The following is a 22,438-nucleotide window of genomic DNA, read 5'->3' on the forward strand; positions in this document are numbered from 1 at the left end:
TGGCTGGAAAGGTCGAGGGTCAGGCCAGAACCCGCCGCATCTCTTCAAGGTTCACCAGAGGTACCGGGAGGATGAGCGCGTTGGCGAAGCTCATGCCCATCCCATCGAATGTAGCGCTGATCACGGCGAATCGGTGCACCGACGTCGGGTCGTAGGTGTAGAGGCCCGTGCTGCTGAGTTCCCCCCCACCGGCCAGCAGGGTCCAGGTGGCCGGCGGCGTCTCGTCGTTGCCGTACTGGAGTTGAATCTGATGCTCGGGCAGGTCCGGATCGTCGACCACGGTAATGGTCAGCGAAGGTTTTACCTCGGCGACCAGCACGTAGGCGGAATGGGAATTGTTGGTGCGTGGATTGGTGACGATGATTTCGTCGACACTGTACGGTTCGCCGCTGGGGGTGTTGCCCGGAATGTAGTAATGGTCGCCGGGCTCGAATTCCGGGTGTTCGGCGAGGTCGATGGGTTCAATGGTGGCGCCGGTCTGGCTCTTGATTGTCCACTCCAGCGCGCCCCGGTCGAGGGTACCCGCGCCCAGCTTGGTCTTGGCCCCGCCCAACTCGCTGGTCTTGACCAGCGGATTGACAACCACGTCGCGCACCACCACCCGGACCAGGGCGGAGCTTTCGTGCGCATCGGTAGACGCCCTGACCTTGGCGATGGTGTAGTTTCTGCCCGGGATGGTGCTCGCCGCCGGGGCGGTATAGACCCCGTTCTGATCGATGCTGCCCTGTTGCGCCCCATAGCCCGGCACTTCTTCCACACTCCAGCGGATTGTCTGGCCCGCTGGTGCTTCGGGCAGGACCTTGAAGGTGGTCTTCGAGCCGGGCGCCACGATCGGCTCCAGCGGGTCCACGACGAAGGTGGTGCGCTTGGGGCTTACATCGCCGAACATCGCCAGATCGGTGGGAAAGTGAACCGAGTTGAGTTCAACCAGATTGTCGCCACGGAACAGCAGTCCATGCAGGCGGAACAGGTCGATCTCCCTGGACGGCGCCATGACGACGTCAAGCAGCTGGATGAAATCCTCACGCAGCCCCTGCTCAATGGCGGGCACCAGGGTGGCAAGATCCGCCTCGTGCTCGACAGCCATCGGATGTTTTGGACGTGCGCTGACCTCAATGGTGACATCATCGTCGCGGCGCAGCACGACGGTCCCATCGACCAGCTGGAATCTCCCGACGGCCTCCACGCGCCAATTGAACGTCCACAGCGAATATGCGGCGGGACCGGAGCTGACCAACTTCGCTTCCTGCGTACTGTCACTGGACGTTCCGCTCCAGGAGTAGCTCAGTTTGCCTTCATTGGTGACGATGGTGAACGCCGTCTTTCCGGCCGCCAGCGGCAGGCCGTAGGAAAATTCGACGATACTGAACGCGGGCGAGGTGAGGTTGAACATCCGCTTGGCGGTCTGCCCGGAAGTCACGCTCACCGTGCCTACCGGTGCGGCGGCGTTATCCTCGTTCTCGTACTCGATTTCGGCGGAAGCGGAAAGCTTGCGAATGCCATCGGACACGATCTTCTTGATCAGTGCATGATTTCCGAGCAGCACCAGCGAACTGCGACCCTGCGGTATCGGGTACACCCAGCCGATTTCGTCGGCCGGAAGCTCGGTGTTTTCGGTGCCTTTCACGGCGACGTAGTACAGCAGCGCGCCGTCGCCGTAATGCGGCGAACTGCGCTGCTTCGACCCGGGCGCCGGAAAGATGATGATGGCCCCGCGGATCGGGTCGAGGAAGTCGTTTTCGTCCACCGGCTCAAGCGTATTGAGGAAATACCGCTTCTGGTCGTCGGGCAGGTCCTGGAACAGTTGATAGAAGAAAGTGCCACCCGATTCCCGGACGGCGTCGGTGTCGGCAAATGACAGTCGGAAATCTTGCGCTGCGGCGATATCGAACCAGACCTGATGGCGTTCATCTACTTGGATGGGAAGCGACCACAGCTTCACGTCTGCCGTAAGTTTGGGCCCTTGCAGCGCGTCGATCCATTCGATCTGGGTGACCACCTTCGGTGACATTGCATCCTTCTGTACCGTCATCTGCGTCCCCCCCATGATGTTCATGGTCAGGGACACCGTGGAATCGCCAAAGGAGTTCTTCTCGAATGAAATGCGCGGGTAGTCGAGGACGTAGTCGTACAGATGGACCCAGTGCGTATTGGGGTCCACCGTTACCTTGTCCGTGATCGGCTTGAGGAAGGTCCCACTGGTGAAACGGTCGATGTACTCCTGCAACAACAGCTGGTTGGCCTTGAGGCGGTCGTAGATCAGCAGCGCGTCCCACTTGGAGGTGCGTGGGTGCTTGTTGAGCCAGTTCACGATCTCCTGCTCGGACTTCAGTGCGGGTGAATTCGAGGTATTGGACATGAGGCTTCTCCGTTGTTCAGGCAGAGGACACCGCGGACGTCAGGTACGGCAATACAGGGCGCGCCTGCGGCCGGACGCACGAAAAGGGGAAGGGAAACCCGTTTTGGGGGCGCTACGAGGCGGGCAGGCGCCCGGCGGCCACAGGCGGCCCGCGTCGCGATCTGATCATCCGGTGTTGCGGTGTCGACACAGTCATGGCAAACCCCTGGCGCTGCGGCAGCACAGGGAACCTTGGACCAACACTCTACGTCGGGCATGGCCGACGATCTGACACCGACTCCTGCCGGTCTACTTCACCGGAAGTGGCCTCCCCCGAGGCGCACCGTGTGGGTGGCTCCCACTTATTCCGCGAGGCATTCTGGAAACTGCAGGTCGCGGAAGCGAAACGCTATGCCTGTCGGCATTAAGATCAGGTGAATCGAACTCCCCTTCATCGCAGTACGCGTTTGACCTCATCGAGCTCGAGCAGGGGAATGGGCAGGATCAGCACATTGGCGAACAGCATGCCATACAGGGTCAAGGACGCGCCGATCACGGCAAACCTGTGCGCGGAGTACGTGTCGAAGGTGTAGACGCCCGTGCTGCTGAGCGATCCGGATCCTGCAAGAAGCTCCCAGCTCACCGTAGGGGTCTCATCGTTTCCGCCGAAGTGCAGTTGCACCTGGTTGTCGGGCAGGGCGGGGGTGTCGACGATGGTAATCGAGAACTCGGCCCGCTGCTCCATCACCACCACGCAGGCGCTATGCGACTGTTGGGTCCTTGGATTGGTGACGATGACCTCGTCCACGCTGAAGGGTTTGCCCGAGGGCGACGTGCCGGGAACGTAGAAGTGGTCGCCTTCTTCGTACTGTGGGTGCTGCCCGATGTCGATGGCGCTCAAGGTCGCGCCAGTCCGGCTCCTGAGGGTCCAGTCGAGCGGTCCCCGGTCGAGGGTGCCTGCGCCCATTCTGCTGGGATTTGCGCCGAGCCACGTGGTCATTGCAAGCGGATTGACCGCCACACCCCGCTTCACGATGCGCAGCATCGCCGAACTGGATGCGTCGCCCTCCGATGCCTGGACCCGGACCAGGCTGTAGGAGCCCGGTATCTTGTCGGTGGGCGGCGCGGTATAAAGTCCGTTGCTGTCGATGGATCCGCGGTCCCCAACGAATCCCGGAACGCCAAATACCCACCAGAACGGCTGGGCGGTTGGAGGGAGCGTGGAGTGGATGGAGAACTGCAGGGTGGAGGCCGCTCCCATGGTGGCATCCGGCGGAACCACATCGAACAGCGTTCTGCGCGCGACCTGCTTTCCGAACAGGGCAAGGTCCATCTCGTGCGAAGCCTCCTCCAGGGTCATCAGGTGCTGGGTACGGAACAGCAGGCTGTGCAGCTGCAGGATGTCTATCCGCGTTGTCGGGCTTGGGGCGTAGGCGGGCCCTTGCCGAAAGAACTCATCCAGGTGGAGCGCAATGGACTCCGTCATCGTGGGAAGGTGCGGCGCATAGTAGGAATCGACTGGCGCAACCGGGTTGGCGTGCAGATGCAACCAGGCGAATCTTCGTACCATCGTCACATCGTCGGCGGTGCAGCGAAGGTCGAACCCCTGTTCGGAATTCCAGTCGATCTTCCAGTTGCAGCTGCGGGTGGGGCTGGTCGTGGTTGCCTTCAGGTAATAGCCGTTGGGGGTTATCCCTGACCATCGATAAATCAGATCTGCATGGCGACACGTCACCAGGCATTGGACGTTTCCGTAGGCGTGGATCAGCGGAAAACTGTAATCGAGTTCGAACGTGCTGAAGGGCGCGGCGTTCTCGACGGTATGATGCAGTCTGGCGGTTTCTCCTGCCGTTATCGCAACCTCCCCGGGCTCAGCGCCGGGGCTGATCTGGCTCTTGTATATGACTTCCGTGTCCGAAGTCAGACCATGAATGCAATCGAGCATCGCTTTTCGAGTCAGGAAATGATTCCCAAACAGCATCAGCGTGAAGTATCCGTCTGGCAGTGGATAAACCCAGCCAGCCTCATCGGACGGAAGACTCGCTTCGCGTGTATCAGCACTTCCAACGAAGCACATGAGGGCATGCTTTCCATTCTGTCCCTGGAACATCCTGAAGGTAATTTTTGTTGGAAGAAAGGCGCCATAGCCCGGGGCAGGCGTAAGCGTGTTCAAGAGGAGATACTTCCTGTCGTCTGGAAGCGCCCTGAAAAGCACCTCGAAGAAGGATCCGCCGATCATGCGACCGCCGCTCTCGTCGTTGAACGTCAGGTTGAAATCACGTGCTGCAGCGATTTTCATGCGAGAACGCCCGTTGGCGTCCACCGTGACATGGGCAGAATTGAGGTCCACCTGTGCAGTCAGGGACGGACCCTGCAATGGGTCGATCGCGGTTATGCTGCTGACGTATTTTGGCCCCGCGCCAATGCTTCGTACGGTGAGTTGGGTTCCGCCCATGACCCGCATCGTCAGGGTGATTGTTGCGGTCCGGATCGAGCCCCGATTGAACGTGAGTCGCGGCGTATCCAGAACGTAATCGTAAATGTGCTCCCAGTGCGTGTTTGGATGGATCGTGACCGTGTCGGTGACGGGGCCCAGAAACGTGCTGCTGTTGAGGTTGGCGACGTAAGCCTGCATCAGCAGGCCGTTGACCTGTTCGCGGTCGAAGATCATCAGGCAGTCCCACCCATGCGTGCGCGGCGACTTCTTCAGCCAGGCGAGCACCTCGGCCATCGTGGTCTTCCCGGATGGGTCGGATTGGTTCATGGCGATTCCTGTCGACATGGGCGCGCCGAAACGGCCTCCCCCGAGGCACGCCGATGCGTGGCTGTGTTCCGCGCCGCAGCCAGACCCTAGGGGGCCGCTCATTAAGGCAGGGTGAAGCGCTATGCGGAGCTTAACGTGGTTGTGGGACGCGACGTGGTGCCATATGCTCCGCCTCGCGGGGGACTGTCTGTGCACACCCTACTCAGCGGCATGGCCCGCTGACGTGTTGGTGTGCAGCGGTTTCCTGGAGAATCCTCATGCAATCTTCAAAAAATGGCTGGCGACGTGCTCTGTCCGGCACCGCGATGATGTTCTGCGTCGCTGCATGCACGGCGCAAACGCCTACGCTCCCACAAGCTCCCAAAGGTACGACCAGGGCAATGGCCACCGTCGTGAAGGATGCGACCTGGAGCGAGTGGCAAGCGGAGAACAACAGCGAGTTTCAGTGCGACCCCGGCAAGGTGCTGGTGGGGCGGGAGAGGGTGTGGGAGGCGGATGAGAACAAAGGCACTCGCCATCTGTGCGCGACCGTCGTCTCGGGTGGAGAGGCGACAACCACAGAGGTGGTGCCATGGTCAGACCTGCTGCCGGAGCAGGATCACAGATACTCGTGCGACGAAGACCAACACCAGAACAAGGTGATGGTTGGCCGGAAGCATGACGGAGATGAGGAAAGCGACAAGCCCGGCGAAGGTACGAAGTATCGATGCGCGGCGTTGTTCGACCATTTTGGCGATGAGCTGTTCATCAGCAGCGGCCCATCCCAGAAGATCGACGATGAGTATTACCACGGCAGGTTCGTCTGTGGCGCAAACCAGGTGATGACCTACCGCTCGCACTTCGGTGACGAGCGAAAGCCTACGTACTACAAGTGCGCTACGGTGTGGTGAACCGGAAAATGCGATGCCCGGAGCCGCGTTTGTTGGCTCCGGGCTTCTGTCACGTAATCTTAATTGTACCGGGATTACTTTTTGCCTCCCAGTGATGCGATCTGTCGGTGAGAAGGCTGGAGCAGATCGGTAACGGGTATGTGGAGCCACGAACCACGGTGCGCCTCGGGGGAGGCCACTACCGGTGATGTCATGCCGGCAGGGAGTCGGTGTTTGAGCGATGGGCGTTGGTTCCTTTGGCTGCTGGACAGCTGAGGAACGCACCATGACCGCAGTAGCGAATGTTCAACGCGCATCGAAGGCCGCTGCCGGCCTCGCGGCGCCGCGCGTGGCAGCCACGCTGCCCGTGCCTCAGATCCGCGACGGGCATGATCTTGCCATCGATGCCGAGACGATGGGTGCGTCCACCCTGGTGGTTGCCGTGCCCTACCCGGACATGGCAGTGGGCGACAAGATCACGTTTGCCCTGGATCCGCTGAGCGGCTTGCCCGGGTGGAGCAAGTCGGTCACGTTGGACGCGGCTGGCGTGGGCGTCGCGGCGACCGTGTCGCTGCCGCAGGGCGAGCTGCTGATGATGCTGGACGAGCAGGTCGAGGCCGGTTACCGCGTGGCACGGGCGGGCGGCGAAAGCCTGGAGTCTTTCATACAGCTCATCACGATCAAGCCACCGGTGGCACCGCTGTTGCCGGTAGCGACGATCGAAGGGCAGGCCGGCACGGAGCTGGACCCGTCGCTGTTCCCGGAGGGTCTGAATGTGCTGGTTCCGCTCTATCCGGGCGCCGCCGGAGACGACTGGGTGCTGTTGTACTGGCAGGGCAAGCAGGACGCCAGCACGCTGGCCTGGCATCGGGTGACGGAGGCGGAGATCGGCGCAGGGAGCATTCCGCTCCATATTGGCCCGGAGTGGCTGCAGGGCTCGGTGGGCACGACCATCCAGGTACGCTACCAGTACGCCCGGCTCGGTGATGCAAAGTCGTCCGAGCCGGTCACCCTGACCATCGTTGCACCGCTGGTGCTGCCACCGCCGTTGGTGGACGACGCTCAATCCGAAGGGGGGGCGGGCGAGAACAAGGGGTACCTGCTCGCGGCCAATGCGATCAGCGGGGCGCTGATCGATATCCCCGAATCGGTCGAGATCGAAGACGGGGCGGCGCTGGAGCTGCATTGGGACGGACATGCCGAAGGCGGCCGCTATGTGGCCACTGCGCCGCAGGACCCGGCAGCGCCGCGCCGCTTTTTCGTGCCGCCGGCGTTCGTGGCCGCGAACATGGGCGGGGAAGCCAAGCGTTTCGACGTGTTCTACAGGATGACGCTGCCCAGTGGCCGGGTACATCGCTCCGATCCCTTTCATCTCTGGGTCCGCCCGCTGCCGCTCACCGGAAACCCGCAGTGTCGGCAGGCACAGGGAAAACCCGGAATCTCGCTGCAGGACGTTCCCAACGGCGCGGACCTATACGTGACGGGTTGGGCGTTCGCCGCCGCTGGTCAGCCGTTTACGCTGCAGGTCGAAGGAATCACGCCGGCCAACGCACCCACTGAAGTTGTCGTTCGCGATGCCGTTCCGGTCTCGGAGGAGGAGCTGGGCGCGCGCAGTGTCGGTGGCTCACTGCCGACAGCATTCCTCACGACGCTGAAACCCAACTTCCGGTTCATCATCCGCGCGAAGGTCAGCTTCGACGGCGGGCAGACCTGGTTCCATTTTCCGTCGACCGATGTGATGTGGTTCGGCTGACAACAGCTGCATCGAGGAGCACGAACATGTCGTCAACCGCTGTGCATTCCAATGCCTTCAACTTCCTGAGCTACCTCCAGCACGGGGTGGACGAACGTACCGGCCAATACACCATGTCCCTTTCTCTGCCAGCGCTGAAATGCAATGCGCTGGCCGGACCGGAGTTCCCGCTTGCGATCAGCTTCAACCCCATGAACACAGGCGACGATGGCTTCGGCGTGGGGTGGGGCATCGGCCTGAGCGAGTTCCGGGAACGGGGTCGGCAGCTGTCGTTGAGCACCGGCGAGAGCTTCACGGTAACCGGCGACAGCGCGATCCCGACGATCGAAGAGAAGAAGCTCGACAGCTTCCACTTCCACATCGATGGCGGCGGCCGTTATACCGTGGTGCATCGGTCCGGGCTGGTGGAGGTGCTTCAGAACGGCGGCAGCGGCAGCGATATCCGCGCACTTCCGGTGCAGGTGTGTGGTCCGGACGGACGACGGATCGAGCTGGCTTATGTCCCGTTCCTGGGCGGCCAACGATTGAGCAGCATCCAGGAAGGCGATGGCCGCCTTCTGCTCGAAGTGCTGCGTTCGGGCGACAACGAGGTCGAACTCCAGTTCTTCCCGGGAGCAGGGGCGGGTGGCGATCCCATGGCGCGCGTTGTGCTTGAACTCAACGGCGACGGCTGGGTCACCCGGATACGCCTGCCCACCGAGGACGGTGCAGCCTGGAAGCTGGACTACGAGAAGCGCGGCGACATCGTGTGCATTACCGAAGTGTGGACGCCGATGGGGGGGCACGAGCGCATCTACTACGGTACCGGTGGCGACCCGGGGCATGTATTCCCCGGCAATGCGTTCGCGCCACTGCCGCGGGTCACCCGGCATGTGGTAGACCCGGGCTTCGGCCAGGCGGTGATGGAAACCCAATATCTCTACCGGAGCGGGTCCAGTCATCCGGTCGGCAATTTCCTCGGCTTTGGCGCGCTGGACGGCTGGCCGGACGACGGGCGCGACCATCTGTACGACGCCAGCCCCAGCTACACCTACGGCACCACAGAAGAGCAGCTCAGCCAAGGCCGCGTGCAGCGACGCATCGAGCGCACCTTCAGTCGTTTCCACCTGCTGGTGGAGGAAGTAACCACCCAGGGAAACTGCTGCAAGCGGGTGACCACCACCCACCACGCCGACAGCGATGAGAACCGCAACAAGCCGTTTGCCGAGCAACCGCCTTACTGCCAGTTGCCCAAGACGATGGTGACCCGCTGGGAGTTGACCGACGGCCCCAGCCGGTCCCGCGAGGAAACCGTGGAAACGCGCTTCGATGATTACGGCAACCTGCTTGAGCGGATCGAAGCCAACGGTACTCGGGAAGTGAACACCTATTATCCGGCACCAGGCGAGGGCAGCGACTGTCCGCCCGACCCGGAAGGGTTCGTGCGGCATCTGCGCAGCCAGACCCGGTACCCGGCACCTGCCACGCACGGCAGTGCGCCCACTCTGCGCTCGGAGTACCGCTACGTAGCGTTGCCGACGCTTGCAGGCGCGCATGCCAACACGTTCCTGGCCGAAGCAGCCGATGTCATGGTCGACGTCGGCGTCGGCGAGGTCATGCGCACCGAGACCGAGTATTTCGATGACCCGGGCGACAGCCTGCGGCTGGGACGCGAAAAGAGCGTCACCCAGACCCTCAATGGACACCCCACGGTGACCGACCACCAGTACACGCTGCTGGACAGCGCACGGCTGGGCGAGCAGGTACTGCAGGTGGTGGACAGCGTAACCGGATTCGACGGCACCCATCGCAGTACTACCCAGGAGCATTCCCTGCTCAACGGCGAGCTGCTGTTGCTGCAGGATGAGGAGGGCGTCGAGATCCGCTACCGTTACGATGCGTTGGCCCGTGTCACCCACGAGACGGTGGCGCCGGGCACGGAGTTCGAAGCCACGCGCGAGTACAGCTACCACCTGCTCGACCACAGCAGCGTTGACCAGGCCTGGCAGGTGATGACCGACGTCAAGGGCGTGCAGACGCGGACCTGGTTCGATGGCGTGTCACGGCCGGTGGGCGAGGAGCGCCAGGATGTCGATGCGGCCGATGCGAGCGGATCCGACCGCGCGGCGGCACCGTTCCGCCAGACTTACAGGGCCCTGCACAATGCGCTGGGCGAGCTGGTCCAGGAGGTGCGGATCGACTGGCTGGATGCGCGCGATCTGCCGCTGCCAACCGGGTACGGCTACGACAGCTGGGGCGAACGCAGCCACACCACGCGGGCCGACGGGGTTACCGAATGGGACGTGCTGGACCCGGTCGGCAGCGCGCAGGCGACCGGCGGCATCCGCCGCAGTTGGCTGGCAGACACGGCGGGCATCGCCGGTGGCGTGACCGAGTCCTGGCTGGATGCGTTCGGCAAACCGACCCGCATCGAGCGCTTCGACAGCGCCGGCGTGTCGGTGAGCCTGGTGCGCAACCACTACGACGGCCTCGGGCGACAGGCGGCGCAGATCGACGCCCGCGACGAAACGACCGCCTACCGCTACGATGCGTTTGACCGCGTGGTTGAGATCACCGTGCCGGGCGGGCATGCGATCACACGCGTGTACGCGCCGCATAGCGCCGAGGACCTGCCTACCGAGATCAGCGTAAGCGGAGTAGTGCTGGGCACCCAGACCTTCGATGGCCTGGATCGCATGGTCGAGGCCGTCACCGGAGGCCGTCGCCGTACGTTTTTCTATACCGGCAGCGACGCACGTCCGACCCGCGTGCTGACCCCCGCACAGCGCGAAATTTTCTACGAGTACCAGCCCTTGCTGGGTGAAGAAGTCACGCTTCGGCAATTGGATGGTGCCGCGGCAAACTATACCTATGACCCGCAGAGCTCGGACCTTGTCGCATGCATGGAGCAGGGCGTGCAACTGGATCGCGAGTACTACAGTACCGGCCAGATCAGGAAGGAGACCCGCAGGCAAGGTGAGCACGAAGACGTCGCGCACTTTTCGTACAGCCTGGGCGGTCGCTTGCTGAGCTACACGGCGCTGGGCATGGAGCAGGCGCACGCGTACGATGCCGCCGGGCGGGTCAGCGTCGCCCGGCAGGGGCAAAGCGTCACCCGCGTGACGTACGACCGCTTCGGCCGGGTAAGCACGCTGTCCAGCGGCCCGATCGACCGCGATGCACATCCGCAGAGCGCGCGTGGTGGCACCCTCACCGTGACCGTGGAGTACGACGATTTCGGGCGCGAAACCCTGCGCCGCTTCGACAGCGGGGGCCCGGTACGCGAACTGGCGCTCACTTATGACGCCGCCGACGCCATAGCCACCCGCGTACTGAGCGAGGGCGGCAGCACGGTGCGGGCTGAGACCTTCACCTACGACCAGCGGGGCCGGCTGCAGATCCATCGGTGCAGCGGCACCGAGCTGCCCCAGGATGCATGGGGCAAGACGTTCACCCGACAGATATTCGTCTCCGACGAGCTGGACAACCTGCGCCAGGTGCGGACCAGCTGGGACGGCGGCGAGAACGTCGCCACGTACCACTATTCACAGACCGATCCGGTGCAGTTGGAGCGCATCAGCAACTGCCATCCGGATTATCCACAGGACATCGCGCTGGACTACGACGCCGATGGCAACCTCATCCTCGACGAGCGGGGACGCGACCTGAGCTACGATGCGCTGGGCCGCCTGACCCAGGTCTGCGGCCTGGGCGCGATGGCGCCTCGCAGTTACCACTTCGACGCGCTGGACCTGCTCGTGGGCAGCAGCGCCAACGGCAGTAGCGAGCGCCGCTTCTACCTGGACGAGGCGCTGGTTGCGCGTGCCGACGACAACAGCCGTTCGATGTTCCTGCGCGCGGAAGGACGGCTGCTGGCCGAACAGATGCACGGCGATGACTCCGGCACGATCCTGCTGGCCACCGACCTGGGAAACTCGGTGCTGCGGGAGGTGCGCCAGGGCGCGGAGCACGATGTGGCCTATACCGCCTATGGGTTTCCCGGTCATCCGCCCCTCTGGAGCCGACTAGGCTACAACGGTGAGCTGCATGAGCCGGACACCCAGTGCCAGCTGCTGGGCAGTGGGTACCGCAGCTACAACCCGGCGTTGATGCGTTTCCACAGCCGGGATTCGATGAGTCCCTTCAAGGAAGGCGGGGCCAATGGCTACGGCTATGTGTTCAATAATCCGGTCAACTATGTGGATCCCAGCGGCCACGTCGCATGGTGGGCAGTATCCTTGATGGTGAGTTTGGGCGGTTTTGCCGGTGGGTTCATTGTCAAGGACAAAGCGGCAAGGGCCGCGCTGTTTACCTTGGGAACGGCGGCGCTCCTGCTTACCTTTGGCCTGGGGGCCAAGGCGTTGCGGCACACACGGGCCGGTCCCGTCGCCAGCCCCGAACCCGCAGGCTGGCAGAAGAGCGTCAAGGCGCTGGACGACAGCGTGAGCGCGTCCCAACAGCAGGCCCTCGATGCGTTCCGGGCGCGCGACCGCGCGCATGCACAGATGGCGCAAACCGGCGGCATGCCCGCAGGCGGCTCCGTGAGCAGGGCTTCCAGCGTGTCCCCGCCCGGGTATCAGGGGAGTGGTTCAGTCAGCTCGTCGTCTGGCTCCTACCTGTCTGGCGCTCGCAGGGGTCACGTCTACGCCAAGATTGGCCCGCGCACGCGTCCAGCGCTGCCCGACGCCATGCGCCCGGCGCAACCACCGCCTGCGCCCCGAACCGCCGCGCTGCAGAAACACGTCGCCTTTTCTGAAAGGGTCATGGCGGTGCCCGCGCCGGTGTACCGCGGCGAGGGGCCGCGAGCGGCGGACCGCGTACGCGTTGTAAAAGCGAACAGTCTGGCGTGGCCCGAGTAACCCATCTCACGTTGCAACTTCCAGGGAGTACCCCATGAAATCCGTAGACAAAGGGGTCACTGAGACGCTCAACGAACGCTCCACCGTCGCCGACCACCACGCTGTCCTGGACATGGAAAATCCATACCGAGGACATTCCTGAACCCTTCAACGGAGCAGCCCATGAACACTGTCGACAAAAAACAACTGGCCCAGCAGACCCGGGCAGCATGGCGCAAGCAGCGGGCCGAGCGCAGCGTCGCGATACGCAGTGGCGAGGTCCGGAATGGCGAGGGACCTGCGCTGGTGGCTCCCCACCTTCGACCCGAAGACATCGTCGACCCCGCCGACAACACGCTCAACAAGGATGTGATCGCCGCCGGAGCGGGGTTGGTGGTGCGGGTACCGGCGTGGGCGAATCTGCCGAACATACCAGGCTTGGATGACACCCTGTACCTGGAATTCGCGCGAGGGACCTCACCGCCGGAGGAAGAATTCGAACAGGTTGCTTCCGAGCCCATTCCCGCACCTGCGGACGCGTCGCAATTTCCATGGGATATCACGCTTGGCCGGGAATACCTGCAGCCGGACGGTCCCATCACCGTGCGCTATCGCGTCATCGCCTGGAACAACAGCCAAGAGTACTCCCACCCCATTACGCTGATCGCCGACGCTACACCGCCGTGGGGCGTCGCGGTACCGGAAAAGCCGGGAATTCCCGCCGAACCCATCACCGATGCCTACCTGGACACCAACACGCAAGGTGTTACCTGCACCATTCCGGCCTATGAGGGATGGCAGCCAACAGATGAGGTCGTTTACTGGTGGGTCAATGAAGTCCCCGACGAGCCCGTCGATGTTCCCTCCGCTGGATCGGGACCGGTAACCCAGGTGCCATTGGACATCGTGGTGCCCGCGCAGCTGGTGAAGGAAACGGGCGATGGTGGCTGCTACCTGGCGTACATCCTGTTTGACAAAGCAACCAATCGCAGTGCCCTTTCACACGTCGCCAGGGTAGCCGTTGCACTGGGCGCGCTGCCGGATGAACTTGGCCCGCCCGAGGTACCGCTTGCCGAGGATGGTCAGGTGGATCTCATGGATGTGTTCGTCGGCGTGGATGTTCACATTCCCACCTTCCTCAACAGCAAGCCCACGGACATGATCCAGGTCACATGGGGCACAACGCCGCTTGAGCCGGAACAGATCGGTTCGGCACCCTACTTCCCCATTCCCATCCGCGTACCAACGCATGTACTGAAGGCCGAGTACGGACTGGCCGACGGCCCGGTCAGTACGGTGGTGAGCTATGTGGTCTTTCGCGGAGACGTGGCCTCCGCCGTCATGCAGACCACGGTCGATGTGGACCTCAAGGTGATAGGCCCGGACCTGCCGGAGTGGCCGGACCCGGTAAACCCCGCGTTGATACCCGGAACCGTGCTGGGAGCTGTTTCCAACACGCCCAACGAACTGACCAGTGACGATTTCGAGCAGGACGCGCGCATTGAAATCAAGCTCTACGAGCCGCTCAACGCCGGCGAGCTCATCAACGTCTACTGGAACAACGTGCTGGTGGAAGAAGCGCGTTATGAAGTCAATGCCGACGATGCGACCGGCGACATCATTGAGCGCCCCATTCCGTGGAAGTACATCCTTGAGGCGGGCAATCTGCCCGAGCTGCCCGTTCACTACCGGATCAGCGCGCCGGGTTCGCCGAACGAACAACACTCCACCGATACACTCGTCACCGCCAAGGCGGTTGTCCACACGCCGCCGGCGCCGACGTTCATGGACGTGATCCCCACCGATGAAGGCGATATGCTGACCTGCGCTTCGCTGTATGGGCCCGAGCACGCGGTGCGGGTTCAGGTGCCGGATCTGACCAGGTACCTCGCAGCGGGAGATACGGTCACGTTGACCTGGACGCCGACATCGCCGATGCATAACGGAACAGTGCTCACCGACGCGGTCCTGACGGAACCGGTCGAGTTGGACGCAACGACGGTGACGGGCTTCGTCTGGCTTGTTAAACCGTACAAAGATCACCTTCTGCCAGTATATGACGCCGATATCTCTCATTCGGGTCACGGCAGGATCAAGTATTCATTCGACTACCAGGGCGACCCGGTCACCTCGTTGGAAGAGGTGGCGATCATGGCGATGCACACGCCCAACGGATCCTGCTCGCTTGAGTAGAGCGGCGCGGTAAACGCGGGACCTGGTCGCGGCATGGAAGTCATGCAGAGGAGCGGATCATGAAGACGAATGCACCAACAGACTTGCTTCCCCCGCCCATCGTGACGGGACTGCTGGAAGGCAACCTGCTGCCGGCGGACATGCTCACCGAACAGCTGCCAGTGCTGGCACCCCGCTGGGACGGGGAACCCAACGAGACCAACACCCATACGCTGAAGATTCTCTGGGGGACCGATCCCGCCGCAATTGTCACATTTACGTCGGCGACAGCCCCCAATCCAGATAGTGCAAGAACACTGCGGGTGCCGATCCGGTTCTTCGAGGAAGGTACTTTTGAAGTCCGCTACTCGGTCACGATCATCCAGGACGCGCCAGATCCACCGCTGGAGTTGACGTCACACAGCATCACCATCGTCATCGACACGTCAGTGCCCGAACTGGGCGACCCCAACGAACTGGTCTTCGACCCGAAGCTCTTCCAGGACGGCATCACCGAAGCGTATCTTGCCGCCAATGGCGACAAGATCGTCGCCGAAGTGCCGGCGTACACCCGCCCGCAGATTGGCGATGTGATTACCGCTTACTGGGATGCGCAGAATGACGACGACACGGTCATGGTCCAGCGCGTGCTCAACAGCAACGATTACCAGGAGCCCATCAGCCTGGACATCCCCGGCGCCAGCATTCGTCAGCACGGTACAGGAACGTGGAAGGTGCGCTATGAGGTGAAGGATCGCGCGGGCAACCCCAGCGGGTTCTCCAGGTACGTGTCGCTGGAGGTGAAGGAAGACGCCCCGTCAGACCTGATGGACCCGCCACTATTCCACGATCGCGACATCGCAGACCGGAATGACAATACGCTGTACGCGGTGGTGATCACCGCCGAACAAGGACTGGAAGTGCTGATCCCGCCCTGGAAGAACCAGGCACTGCCGGGGCTCAAGGACACGCTCTGGCTGGAATACACCCGCAAGGAGAACCCTGCGGACGCGGACTACGAGGCGACTCCGGTCGTTGAGATCGTGGGGCCGATTCCTCCTGAAAGCTTCCCCATTCCCTTTACGTTGCCCGATGTGGCACTCCGTCCAGATGGGCCCTTCAAGCTGCGTTATGCGGTGCAAGGGTGGAATGGAGGAAAGGCACGGTCAGAGGTGGTGACGCTGATCGCAGACACCGCTCCACCGTTCAAAGGGACGGAGCCGCCGCCGCTGACCGCGCCGGACGTGGCCATTACAGACGACTATCTTGACGCCCATCCCGAGGGAGTGACGTGCACGCTCGAGGCGTACGACGACTTCCAGCCAGGTGACAGGATCACGTACTGGTGGGTGGGCGAAGAGCGCCCCGAGGAGCCTTCCGATCTTGAGCCGGCCGGTCGCGCGATCATCACTGAACTTCCGTTCGATGTGATCGTTCCCGCCCAGGTGGTTCGTGAAGCCGGGGACGGAGGTTGCGCGATCGTCTACGTGCTGTTCGATAAAGCCCTCAACCGCAGTCGGCTGTCGGTCTGGCGGGATGTGGCGGTCGCGCTGGGGATGCTTCCCGCCGATCTGAAGGATCCGTTGGTGCAGCAAGCCGAGGACGGCCAGATCGACCTGGCCGATGTTCTCGAGGGCGTCCTCGTGCGCATCCCGAAATTTGAAAACCTGAAGGCTACCGACCGCATCGAGGTGACCTGGGGCGACACGGTGCTGGAACCAGAGGAGTTCGGCTCTGCGCCGGACTGGCCGGTGCCGATCCTGGTGCCCACCGAGACGGTGCAGGCGGAGTATGGCGACGCGGTGGACGCCAAGAGCACCCACGTCAGCTACCGCATCCTGCGCGGTGCCGTGGGTTCGGAAGCAAAGGCGATCTCTACGGACGTGAACCTGTCGTACATCGGCCCTGTGCTGCCGGACTGGCCAAACCTGAACAATCCGAACCTGGAAAAGGCCAAAGTGTTCGGAAAGGTGTCTGGATTGCTCGACGAGCTGACGCCGGAAGACACGGGTGAGGACGTCCGCGTGGATATCGCCCTTTACGACCCGGTGAATGAGAACGAGCTGATCGATGTGTATTGGGGCGGCGTGCTGGTGCCGGATGCCCAATACATCATCCAGGCGGGCGACACGCCGGGCAGGGTCGTCTCAGTGACCGTGCCGTGGTCTTTCGTGGAACAGGCCGGCAACGCGGCGCAGGTCCCGGTGGAGTACCGCATCTATGGCCCGGGCTCACCCAACCAGCAGATTTCGCCTACCACCCACGTCAAGGTGGCGGCGGTAGTGGTCACCCCCGAAGCGCCCACGTTCCTGAACCTCAGCCCGGAAGGATGGCTCAATTGCTTCTCACTCGACGGCGCCGATCATGCGGTGCTGGTGCAGGTTCCTGATCTTTCCCAATACCTTGCCGAAGGCGATCAAGTCACGCTCACCTGGACCCCTCTGGCCAAACTGGACGGAGAAGACGTGCTCACGGATGCGATCAAGGTAGAACCCATCACGCTGGATGCAGCGCACAAGCCCACCGGCTTTGTGTGGCGGGTACAGCCGTTCGAAGATCACATTGCCCCAACGCACGATCCCGATGGTCCTGGCGGACCCGCTGGGCGGGCGCGCATCCACTACGCGTTCGACTACCAGGGGCAGCCGGCGACATCTGACGTCACGGAGGCGCGTGTGGGCATGTTCACCGGTGCAGGGGAGTGCAGCCTGAACTTCGGCGAGGAGGAAGGATGAGCAGGAATCTACTGCTTCCACCCATCGTGGACGCCGTGCTACCGGATATCGCGGGCGGTGAACCCAATCTCCTGCCCGTGTCGGCGCTGGACGAACCGCTGCAAGTGGAAGTGCCCATGTGGAAGAACTCGATCCCGACGCCGGGTTCGCCCGAACGGGTGTGGCTGTTCTGGAATGAAACCGAAATAGCGGTCCGGGAGTTCACCGCACCGGTCACCCCGCAGGACCGCATATTCCACGTCGAGGACAGGCACTCACACGAAGGAACGCATCAGATCCGTTATGAGGTCATGACCTTCAATGGGGGCATGGCCGATTCACACGTGCTTGAAATCACCGTCGACACCACCAAGCCCACGTTCGCGTCAGGGCAGGGCATGCTGGTGTTCCCACCGGATGTGATCGCCGACGGCATCACCGGCGAGTACCTGGATCTGCACGACAACGTGATGGCCACGGTACCGGTGTACACCACGCCCAAGGCAGGCGACACGCTCACTTGGTTCTGGGATGAAACCCGTGACGAGAACCGCCAGGTGGGCGCACGTGTGCTGGCCCAGGCCGATATCGGAAACCCGATTGAAATCGGCTTCCGCAGCGACATGATCCGGGAAAGCGGCGATGGCACCCGGCTGGCGCGTTACCGGGTGCAGGACCGCGCCGGCAACCTGGGCGATTTCGCCGGTTACGCCACCCTTGAAGTGAAAACCTCGGTGCGTCCGCGCGAGCTGGACTGGCCGGGCGTGAGCGAAGCTACCGGCAGCGGCGAAACGCTGAACCTGAACCCGTTGAACGCGCTCAGTGGGGTGACCGTGGTGCTGTCCGACACCGCCGACATCCGGCCCGACGACAAGGAAGTGTGGATCCAATGGGGCGAGCCGGGCAGCGTCGGTGCCTACCGCACCAAGGTGCCGATCAGTGACGGCGGCCGAAGCTTCCGCATTCCGAAAGAAGCGGTGGCCGCATACATCGGCGGGACCGTGGCGCTGCACTACGAGATCATCGATGCGGCCGACCAGTTGCACCCGTCGCCGCATCGCGGCGTCAAGGTCGGCACCTTGCCGGTCAACGGCCTGCCCACCGTGCAGTGCGCCGGCGTCTACGGCGGCAACCTGAGCCTGGCGGCGGTGCCGGCCGGCGGAGCGAAGCTGACCTTGGCCCGATGGATGTTGATCAGCACCGACCAGTGCGTCACCATCGAAATGCAAGGCCTGAGTTCGAGCGGCACGGCGGTGTCTGAGGTGGTGCTGGACAGACACCGGGTCACCCCGCAGGAAGCGCTCGATGGCCTTGGCGCGCAGGGCGATCTGGTGATACCGCGTTCCGTACTGGAGGGGCTCAAACGCAACGCGACGTTCGACGTGACCGTCAGCGTGAGCTTCGATGCCGGCGGGAGCTGGCCGACGACGCCGAACTTCCCCCGCTTGTCGCCCACTCTGATTGCCTGACGCGCGTCCCTCAGCGCCTGTCGCCGACCGTCGCCGCGCTGCTGAAGAACGCGGGCTGCACCACGGCCAGTTCGGCGAGAATGGTCACCTGCGATGACAACGTCGCTGAACGCGCGAAAGGCTTCATCAAGCAGGCCGCCGATGACGACACCCCGTTCTTCGCCTGGTGAACTTCACCCACATGCACCTGATCACCCGCGCCAGGCCCGAAAGTCTGGGCCAGGCCGGGCGCCGGTCCGTCGGTCGGCACGACGCTACCGCAGACTCGTCCGTCGCACGCCGGCCGTTGGCCGGCCCTCGTGCATCATCCGGCGAGGCGTATGTCAGCGCTGGCCAGCCACGCCAGTGCTGCGATATTGATCACCACCGCCGTCCAGAACGCAACCTGGAACGATACCTTGCGGTTCTTGTGCCGCAAGGTTGCCTGCGCCAACAGCGCGCCCGGCCATCCGCCAGCCAAGGCCAGCAGCTGCAGCGCCTTTTCCGGCGTTCGTTGCCGACCGCGTTGCGCCGCGCTCTTGTCGAGCCAGTAGACCAGGAAGGTGGGAACACTCAAGCCGATGTAAAGTGCGGCAATCCATGCCGGGCAGTGCCCGAGCGTCGTGGCTGCCACCACGCCAGCCAGGAACAGCAGGGCGATTACGCGTCGAGGCATCCAGTCGCGCCCGCCATCAGTCTTTCTGGCGGTGCCGGCCCTGTGTCCATCACGCTGCAGAGCGAAGCGCACATTGGCGGCATTCAAGCGGCCCTGCGCGTCGCGCTGCACGTCATAGGTGATCACATCACCCAGCACAGGCCGTCGGTCGCGGGCCGGGAACGCGCGGATATGCACGAAGCAGCGGTCGCCGCCGCCATTGGGCCGCACGAAGCCAAACCCGCGGGCGTCATTCCACTCGCTCAGCCTGCCCTGCTGGCGCATGGCTCAGAGCGCATCCAGGAACGTACGCACCGCCGGCCCGAACCGCTCGAAATCGACCAGGAAGGCATCATGTCCCTGCGGCGAGTCCAGCCCGATGAACTGCGCATCGGCTCCACCGGCGCGCAGGCCATCGGCAATCTGCTGCTGTTGCTGCACCGGGAAGAGGATGTCGGTGTTGGCGCCGATGGCCAGCGCTTTTTCCACTTGGATCCTGGCCAGTCCCGCCATCACATCGCCATCGGCATATTCGGCCAGGTCGAACCAGTCCATCGAACGGCTCAGGTACAGATAGCAGTTCGGGTCGAAGAAGCGCACGAACCTTCGGGCGTGACCTTCCAGATAGCTTTCCACCTGGAACTCCAACCCGAACGGATCATCATCGGCCTGGTCCGAATCCAGACGCACGCGGCCGAAGCGTCCATCCCATTCCAGCGCCGAACGGTAGGTGATCACGCCCAGCTTGCGCGCCATGCGCATGCCGGATTCGGGGTAGTGCGCATCATCGTAGCGGCCGCCGTTCCACTGCGGGTCCAGTCGGATCGCTTCACGTTGCAGCGAGCGGATGGCAATGGAGAAGGGCAGCGCCTGCGCGCTGCCGGAGATGTTGATGTGGCTGCGCGCGATTCCCGGGTGCAGCAGCAGCACCGCCAGCGCGGTCATGCCCCCCATCGAGTTGCCAATCACGCAGGCCAGCTGGGTGATGCCCAGTGCCTTCACCACCTCCACCGCAGCGCGGGCGCCGTCTTCGATGGACAGTTCGGGGAAGCTCAGCCGGTACAGTTCACCGGTGGCCGGATTCACGCTGGCCGGGCCGGTGGAGCCCTTGCAGCTGCCGAGTGAGTTCACGCAGATCACGAACCAGCGGTCGGTATCGATCGCCCTGCCCGGGCCGAGCATGCCTTCCCACCAGCCGGGCAAGGGGTTGGCGTCATTGGCGGCGGCATGCGCATCGGGCGACAGGCCGGTGACGATCAGGATGGCATTGCTGGCATCGGCGCTGAGCGTGCCCCAGGTTTCGAAGGCCACGTGCGCGCCGTGCAGCTGCCCGCCTCGCTTGAACGTGAAGGGCGAGGGCAGGGCGTGGTAACGGGTGCCTGGCGGGATGAATTCGGTCATGGGGCCAGTTTAACCGGGGCGGGCGGCTGCGCCGTGGTGACGGGCGGCATGGTGTGCCGCTACAGCATCAGCTTGATCGTGCCTCCGTGCGGCAGGGCCACCCGAACCGGCTTGGAATCCACATCGCCTTCCTGCCGGGTGGCGGTGCCCGAGGCAGACAGCCGCGCGAACACCTCCACTTCCTTCAGCGACGACAGCATCGCCGTAGGCATGGGGCTGTCGGCATCGTCCAGGCGGATCTTCAACGGCAACGCCGTTGCGGGATGTTTCTCCACGGCCACCGGCATCGGCGGCCCACCGGGCATACGTGCGATCACGAACACCTGCGTGCCAGCAGCCAACGCCTTTGCCGCAGACGCCGGGTCCAGCGTCACCTCGATATCCAGCCCGACCGGGGAGGCCGCCGCAGCAGGCGCCGCGGCCGGCATGCCGGCCTTCTCGCGCGCGATGGCAATCTGCTCACGCAGTGCCGTGGCCGCTGCCGGCTCCAAGCGAGGCAGCAGCGCCTCCCAGGTGGCCGCCGCTTGGGCATCCTGCCCACGTTGGCGCTGCGCGATGCCGATCAGCCAGCCCGCACGCTCGCTGGCAGGGTCCAGCTGCTGCGCATGCTTCAACCACCGTACCGCAGTGTCATCGAACTGCTTGCCCGCATCGGCCTGCGCACGCGCCTGCGCCGCTTCCACCAGCAGCGGCACTTCATCCGGCGCCAAAGCCACGGCGCGCGCAAAGGCCTGATTGGCCTTGTCCAGGTTGCCCAGCGCCAGTTCCGAACGACCCAGCAGCGCCCAGCCATCGGCACGCTGTGGCTCGCGTTCGAGCGCTTCTTCCAGCTCGCGCACCCCCTGCTGCAACGAAGCAGGACCCTCATCGGCCACGGCATCTACCGCCTGCGGCGTGCCCACCAGCATGTACAGCGCCACCCCGGCCACGCCGAGGGCGATCACCGCCGCCAGGAACGGCCCGCGCCGCCCGCTGCCGCGCAATGGCCACAGCACCACCATGGCCACCACGGCGGCGGCCAGGCCGGCAATCGCCTGCATCCAGGCGCTCACCAGCGTTCCTCGCTGTCACCCATCGGCTGCACCTGGCGGCTGCGCCGACGCACCACCCACACCAGCACGCCGGCACCGGCCAGCACCAGCACCAGCGGCCCGAACCACAGCAGGCTGTTGCGGGTATCCATCAGCGGGCGGTACAGCACGAATTCGCCGTAGCGCTCCACCAGGAACTGCTTGATCTGCGCATCGCTGTTGCCCTGCTGCATCAGCGTGAGCACTTCGCGGCGCAGGTCGTGCGCGATCTGCGCGTTGGAATCGGCCAGCGACTGGTTCTGGCACTGCACGCAGCGCAGCTCGGCGGCCAGCGCGTGGAAGCGGGCTTCTTCGGCGGCATCCCGGTACTGGAGTGGGGTGGGGTCGGAGACGACCTGGGCCAGCGCGAGCACCGGCATCAGCAGCAGCGCTACCGCCACAAAAGCAACCCGCAGGCCGAAAAGCGCACGCATGGC

The 22,438-nt window shown here is 63.7% G+C and carries 12 protein-coding genes; 6 read left to right on the top strand and 6 right to left on the bottom strand.

Annotated elements, in window-relative coordinates; all coding sequences use genetic code 11:
- Nucleotides 1-19: 19 nt before the first annotated feature.
- Both ACGFZ3_RS12355 and ACGFZ3_RS12360 read right to left on the bottom strand, forming a co-directional pair.
- Nucleotides 20-2,359 carry a hypothetical protein gene (locus ACGFZ3_RS12355; protein WP_392921325.1) on the bottom strand — a complete coding sequence of 780 codons (2,340 nt, stop codon included), beginning with the start codon at nt 2,357-2,359 and terminating at the stop codon, nt 20-22.
- Nucleotides 2,360-2,789: 430 nt separating this feature from the next.
- Nucleotides 2,790-5,102, bottom strand: coding sequence for a hypothetical protein (locus tag ACGFZ3_RS12360; RefSeq protein ID WP_392921328.1), 2,313 nt, complete (start codon nt 5,100-5,102; stop codon nt 2,790-2,792).
- A gap of 257 nt (nt 5,103-5,359) precedes the next feature.
- Here ACGFZ3_RS12360 and ACGFZ3_RS12365 point away from each other — a divergent pair, with 257 nt between their 5' ends.
- The 6 genes from ACGFZ3_RS12365 (at nt 5,360) to ACGFZ3_RS12390 (ending at nt 18,896) form a co-directional block, all read left to right on the top strand.
- On the top strand, nt 5,360-5,992 hold the full coding sequence (locus ACGFZ3_RS12365) for a hypothetical protein (RefSeq protein ID WP_392921332.1): 633 nt from the start codon (nt 5,360-5,362) through the stop codon (nt 5,990-5,992).
- 265 nt (nt 5,993-6,257) lie between these two features.
- Nucleotides 6,258-7,724 (top strand): hypothetical protein, encoded by a 1,467-nt coding sequence (locus ACGFZ3_RS12370; protein WP_392921335.1) that lies wholly within the window; start codon nt 6,258-6,260, stop codon nt 7,722-7,724.
- Nucleotides 7,725-7,750: 26 nt separating this feature from the next.
- Nucleotides 7,751-12,562 (top strand): RHS repeat domain-containing protein, encoded by a 4,812-nt coding sequence (locus ACGFZ3_RS12375; protein ID WP_392921337.1) that lies wholly within the window; start codon nt 7,751-7,753, stop codon nt 12,560-12,562.
- A 162-nt stretch (nt 12,563-12,724) separates the two neighbouring features.
- Nucleotides 12,725-14,734 carry a hypothetical protein gene (locus tag ACGFZ3_RS12380; protein ID WP_392921340.1) on the top strand — a complete coding sequence of 670 codons (2,010 nt, stop codon included), beginning with the start codon at nt 12,725-12,727 and terminating at the stop codon, nt 14,732-14,734.
- A gap of 59 nt (nt 14,735-14,793) precedes the next feature.
- A complete protein-coding gene (locus ACGFZ3_RS12385; RefSeq protein WP_392921343.1) occupies nt 14,794-17,448 on the top strand; it encodes a hypothetical protein in 2,655 nt (884 codons plus the stop codon).
- Entirely contained in the window at nt 17,445-18,896 is a 1,452-nt protein-coding gene (locus ACGFZ3_RS12390; RefSeq protein WP_392921345.1) for a hypothetical protein, read from the top strand. The genes ACGFZ3_RS12385 and ACGFZ3_RS12390 overlap by 4 nt, the downstream gene beginning before the upstream one ends.
- 304 nt (nt 18,897-19,200) lie before the next feature.
- On the opposite strand, the gene ACGFZ3_RS12395 is transcribed toward ACGFZ3_RS12390, so the two are convergent.
- The 4 genes from ACGFZ3_RS12395 to ACGFZ3_RS12410 are packed head-to-tail and all read right to left on the bottom strand — an operon-like array spanning nt 19,201 to nt 22,435.
- Nucleotides 19,201-19,815 (bottom strand): DUF1294 domain-containing protein, encoded by a 615-nt coding sequence (locus ACGFZ3_RS12395; RefSeq protein ID WP_392921348.1) that lies wholly within the window; start codon nt 19,813-19,815, stop codon nt 19,201-19,203.
- A gap of 3 nt (nt 19,816-19,818) precedes the next feature.
- The gene (locus ACGFZ3_RS12400; protein ID WP_392921351.1) at nt 19,819-20,931 is read right to left on the bottom strand and encodes a homoserine O-acetyltransferase; all 1,113 of its coding nucleotides are present in this window, start codon (nt 20,929-20,931) and stop codon (nt 19,819-19,821) included.
- A gap of 59 nt (nt 20,932-20,990) precedes the next feature.
- Nucleotides 20,991-21,986, bottom strand: coding sequence for a tetratricopeptide repeat protein (locus ACGFZ3_RS12405; RefSeq protein WP_392922012.1), 996 nt, complete (start codon nt 21,984-21,986; stop codon nt 20,991-20,993).
- Entirely contained in the window at nt 21,980-22,435 is a 456-nt protein-coding gene (locus ACGFZ3_RS12410) for a cytochrome c-type biogenesis protein (RefSeq protein ID WP_392921354.1), read from the bottom strand. Before ACGFZ3_RS12410 ends, ACGFZ3_RS12405 begins: the two co-directional genes overlap by 7 nt.
- Between the last annotated feature and the right edge of the window lie 3 nt (nt 22,436-22,438).

It is taken from the genome of Stenotrophomonas sp. NPDC047960 (assembly GCF_043204395.1).
Lineage (GTDB): Bacteria > Pseudomonadota > Gammaproteobacteria > Xanthomonadales > Xanthomonadaceae > Stenotrophomonas.

Excerpts from the sequence above, each read along its gene's own strand:
- ACGFZ3_RS12375 (WP_392921337.1), top strand. The coding sequence starts at position 7,751 with ATGTCGTCAACCGCTGTGCATTCCAATGCCTTCAACTTCCTGAGCTAC.
- ACGFZ3_RS12355 (WP_392921325.1), bottom strand. The coding sequence starts at position 2,359 with ATGTCCAATACCTCGAATTCACCCGCACTGAAGTCCGAGCAGGAGATC.
- ACGFZ3_RS12410 (WP_392921354.1), bottom strand. The coding sequence starts at position 22,435 with ATGCGTGCGCTTTTCGGCCTGCGGGTTGCTTTTGTGGCGGTAGCGCTG.
- ACGFZ3_RS12370 (WP_392921335.1), top strand. The coding sequence starts at position 6,258 with ATGACCGCAGTAGCGAATGTTCAACGCGCATCGAAGGCCGCTGCCGGC.
- ACGFZ3_RS12395 (WP_392921348.1), bottom strand. The coding sequence starts at position 19,815 with ATGCGCCAGCAGGGCAGGCTGAGCGAGTGGAATGACGCCCGCGGGTTT.
- ACGFZ3_RS12385 (WP_392921343.1), top strand. The coding sequence starts at position 14,794 with ATGAAGACGAATGCACCAACAGACTTGCTTCCCCCGCCCATCGTGACG.
- ACGFZ3_RS12380 (WP_392921340.1), top strand. The coding sequence starts at position 12,725 with ATGAACACTGTCGACAAAAAACAACTGGCCCAGCAGACCCGGGCAGCA.
- ACGFZ3_RS12360 (WP_392921328.1), bottom strand. The coding sequence starts at position 5,102 with ATGAACCAATCCGACCCATCCGGGAAGACCACGATGGCCGAGGTGCTC.
- ACGFZ3_RS12390 (WP_392921345.1), top strand. The coding sequence starts at position 17,445 with ATGAGCAGGAATCTACTGCTTCCACCCATCGTGGACGCCGTGCTACCG.
- ACGFZ3_RS12365 (WP_392921332.1), top strand. The coding sequence starts at position 5,360 with ATGCAATCTTCAAAAAATGGCTGGCGACGTGCTCTGTCCGGCACCGCG.
- ACGFZ3_RS12400 (WP_392921351.1), bottom strand. The coding sequence starts at position 20,931 with ATGACCGAATTCATCCCGCCAGGCACCCGTTACCACGCCCTGCCCTCG.